Here is a 3,492-nt window from a genome sequence, read left to right as displayed (position 1 = left end):
GGCCGGTCGCGACGGCGCCCCGTGCGGCGCCGTCGCCGCGCGCCGGGCGCCGACGGGGGACGCCCGATGCGAGGATCGGGGCATGTGGATGAGACGCGGCCGGGACGGATCCGACGACGAGGGCGGCGCGGCCGGCTCGCACGCGATCGGCGTCGGCGCCGTGGTGGTCATCGTGGACGGCGCGTCCGCGACGGGGGACCCCGGCCTCGACGGCGAGCCGGTCGGACTGGTGGTCGCGACCGCCTCGGACGGGCTCCGCAGCGTCAGCCCGGTGCCGACCGCCCGGGGCCGGTCGTGGATCGTGGAGCTCGGCGCGGAGGACGCGGACGGCGACGCCCCGGCACGCCGGGTGGTCGTCCCGCAGAGCGCCCTGCGCCTCCTGGACGACATGGACGACACGGACGACGCGGGCGCCGGCGCTCCCGCGCGTCCCGCGGACGACCTCCCTCCTCGGTCGTGAGCCAGGCGGCGGAGGCACCCCGGCCCGACGGGCGGGACGCCCTCGCGCTCCCCGGGGAGGTCGACCCCGTCGACCTCGCTGCCGAGCTCATCCGCATCGACTCGACCAACCCCGACCTGGTGGCGGGTGCCGCGGGCGAGTCCGCGGTGGCTGCGCACGCCGCCGCGTGGCTGCGCGCCCGCGGCTTCCGGGTGCGCGTGCTCGAGGGCACGCCGGGCCGGCCCACCGTCCTCGCGACCGCGCGCGGCACGGGCGGCGGCCGGACCATCCTCCTCGACGGGCACCTCGACACCGTCGCTCCCGGCGACCCGGCCCGCGGCGGGACCGCGCCCGTGGTCGAGGACGGGCGGCTCCTCGGACGCGGCGCCTTCGACATGAAGGCGGGGCTCGCGGCGATGATGGTCGCCGCCGACCGTGCCCGGCGGATCGGAACGCGCGGCGACGTCGTGCTCGCGCTCGTCGCCGACGAGGAGTTCGCCAGCATCGGCACGGAGGAGGCGCTCCGCGCGCTCGCCGCGGACGGCACGGTCGTCGACGGCGCCGTCATCTCCGAGCCCAGCCAGTCGGAGGCGATCGTCGCGCACCGCGGCTTCGGCTGGTACGAGGTCCGGCTGCGCGGGCGCGCCGCCCACGGGTCCATGCCCGAGCAGGGCGTCGACGCGATCGCGCACGCCGGCCTCGTCCTCCGGGAGCTCGACGCGCTCGCCGACCGCCTCGCCGCCGGTCCCCGCCATCCGCTGCTCGGCACGGGCGCGGTGCGCGTGTCGCGGATCCACGGCGGCTCCGACGCGGCGACGGTCGCCGACGCGTGCGTCCTCACCGTCGAGCGGCGGTTCCTGCCGGGCCAGTCGACGGCCGAGGTCGAGGCCGAGCTGCGCGCCGCGCTCGACGCCGTGGTCGCCCGCACGCCGGAGGTCGCCGCGGAGCTCGTCGTGCTCGTGGCGCGCGCGGCCTTCGAGGCGGACGTCGACGGCCCCCTCGCCCAGGCGGTGCTCGACAGCGGCGCCCGCGTCACGGGCGCCCCGGTGCCGCATCGCGGCGAGCCGTTCTGGACCGACGCGGGGCTCGTGCAGGAGGCGGGGATCCCGTGCATCCTCCTCGGGGTCACGGGCGGCGGCGCGCACGCGGACGAGGAGTGGGCCGAGGTCGACTCCGTCCGGCGGCTCGCCGACGTGCTGGAGGGCGCGATCCTCGACTTCTGCGGAAGCGTCGGCGACGGAGCGGCCGGGACCGGGCGCGCGGATACCGCCGACTAGAGATCAGTCGCGGGTCGCGGACCGGTGCAGCTCGACGTCCAGCCGGCCGTCCGCCGCCGTCCCGGTCATCCAGGTGAAGTCGGGCTGGCGGCGCCGGTCGGTGGGCGATCCGGGGTTCAGCAGCCGGAGCCCCGCGGGCGTCACGGTGTCCCACGGGATGTGGCTGTGGCCGAAGACGAGCACGTCGGCGTCGGGGAACGCCGCGTCCATGCGCCGCTCCCGTCCCGAGGACGCACCCGTCTCGTGCGTCACCGCGATGCGGACGCCCTCGATCCGCACCCGGGCCGTCTCCGGCAGCCGCGCCCGCAGCCCGGCGGGGTCGTTGTTGCCCCAGCAGGCGACCAGGCGCGCCGCCCGCGCCTCGAGCGCGTCGAGCGCAGCCTCGTCCACCCAGTCGCCCGCGTGCACGACCACGTCGGCGGCGTCGATCGCCCGCCAGAGCGCCTGCGGCAGGTCCTTCGCGCGCTTCGGCAGGTGGGTGTCGCTGATCAGCACGAGCGAAGTGGTCACCCCTCTACGCTACCGACGGCCGGCCGCGCGGGCGGGCCCCGCGGATCCGCCGGCGTCGCAGCCCCGCGTCCCGCGATCCGCGCGCCATGATGGTCCACGACCCGTACGCCCATCGCCCCTCGAGGAGGCGCCCATGACCGGCATCACCCGCGGCTTCGTCGGCCGCCCGCGGAGGGGACCGGCCGACCGCCTCCCTCCCGGCCAGTACGACACCCAGGGCGGCTGGCCCGTCCTCACGGCCGAGGCGGTGCCGAACCTGCCGGAGTCCCGCTGGTCCATCGCCGTCGACGGCCTCGTCGAGCGCCCGACGGCGTGGGACTGGGACGAGGCGCACGCCCTGCCCCGGTCCGAGTACGCGGGCGACATCCACTGCGTGACCACGTGGAGCCGCCTCGACACGCGCTTCGCGGGCGTCAGCGTCGACACGCTCCTCGACGCGGCGGGCCCGCTCCCGGAGGCGCGCTTCGTCCTCGCGACCTCCCACTCGGGCTACACGACGAACCTGCCGCTCGAGGACGTCCGCGGCGGCCGGGCGTGGATCGCGTGGGAGGCCGACGGCCGGCCGCTCACCGCCGACCACGGCGGGCCGGCGCGGCTCCTCGTGCCGCACCTCTACTTCTGGAAGAGCGCCAAGTGGATCGCCCGCCTCACGCTCCTCGACCGCGACCAGCAGGGCTTCTGGGAGCGCAACGGCTACCACGACCGGGGCGACCCGTGGCGCGAGCAGCGGTACCAGGGGGACCGCTGAGCGCCGTCGCCCCCGCCGTGCCCGCCTCGGTGGGCGGCGAGTGGCGCACCGCGACCATCACGGCGCTCGAGCACCCGACCCCCGCGACCGTGCTCCTCCGCTTCGACGTGCCCGACCGGATCCCGCACCTCCCTGGCCAGCACTGCGTGCTCCGGCTGCGCGCCGAGGACGGGTACACCGCGCAGCGCTCGTACTCCCTCCTGTCCGCGCCGCACGAGCCGGGCGTCGAACTGCTGATGGAGCGCTACGAGGACGGCGAGGTCAGCGGCTTCTTCGCCGACGTCGCGCGCGTCGGCGACGAGATCGAGATGCGCCTGCCCATCGGCGGCTTCCTCGTCTGGGACGGCGCGACCCCCGCGGTCGCCCTCGGCGGCGGCACGGGCGCCGTGCCGCTCGTGTCGATGATCCGCCACGCCCGGCACCTCGGCGTCCCCGGCCTCGTCCGCGCGGCCGTGTCGGCGCGCACCGCGGCGGACGTGCCGTGCCTCGAGGAGCTCGAGGCCGCGGGCGCGCTCGTC

5 protein-coding genes are annotated in these 3,492 nt (G+C 77.4%); 4 read left to right on the top strand and 1 reads right to left on the bottom strand.

Annotated elements, in window-relative coordinates:
• Window positions 1-82 precede the first annotated feature (82 nt).
• Window positions 83-460, top strand: coding sequence for a hypothetical protein (locus Q6969_RS14170; RefSeq protein WP_317231016.1), 378 nt, complete (start codon window positions 83-85; stop codon window positions 458-460).
• Entirely contained in the window at window positions 457-1,716 is a 1,260-nt protein-coding gene (locus Q6969_RS14165) for a M20/M25/M40 family metallo-hydrolase (protein ID WP_317231015.1), read from the top strand. The genes Q6969_RS14170 and Q6969_RS14165 overlap by 4 nt, the downstream gene beginning before the upstream one ends.
• 3 nt (window positions 1,717-1,719) lie before the next feature.
• On the opposite strand, the gene Q6969_RS14160 is transcribed toward Q6969_RS14165, so the two are convergent.
• Window positions 1,720-2,226, bottom strand: coding sequence for a metallophosphoesterase (locus tag Q6969_RS14160; protein ID WP_317231014.1), 507 nt, complete (start codon window positions 2,224-2,226; stop codon window positions 1,720-1,722).
• A gap of 133 nt (window positions 2,227-2,359) precedes the next feature.
• Here Q6969_RS14160 and Q6969_RS14155 point away from each other — a divergent pair, with 133 nt between their 5' ends.
• A complete protein-coding gene (locus Q6969_RS14155) occupies window positions 2,360-2,974 on the top strand; it encodes a sulfite oxidase-like oxidoreductase (RefSeq protein WP_317231013.1) in 615 nt (204 codons plus the stop codon).
• A 17-nt stretch (window positions 2,975-2,991) separates the two neighbouring features.
• Window positions 2,992-3,492: FAD-binding oxidoreductase (locus Q6969_RS14150; RefSeq protein ID WP_317231012.1), on the top strand; the 501-nt coding region annotated here is incomplete at its 3' end.

The sequence above is a fragment of the Clavibacter sp. MX14-G9D genome, assembly GCF_032917815.1.
GTDB lineage: Bacteria > Actinomycetota > Actinomycetes > Actinomycetales > Microbacteriaceae > Clavibacter > Clavibacter michiganensis_K.
This window is presented reverse-complemented; position numbering and strand designations above follow the sequence as displayed.

What these genes read in the sequence shown, in the direction of transcription:
- Q6969_RS14170 (WP_317231016.1), top strand. Translation starts at nt 83, where the DNA reads ATGTGGATGAGACGCGGCCGGGACGGATCCGACGACGAGGGCGGCGCG.
- Q6969_RS14155 (WP_317231013.1), top strand. Translation starts at nt 2,360, where the DNA reads ATGACCGGCATCACCCGCGGCTTCGTCGGCCGCCCGCGGAGGGGACCG.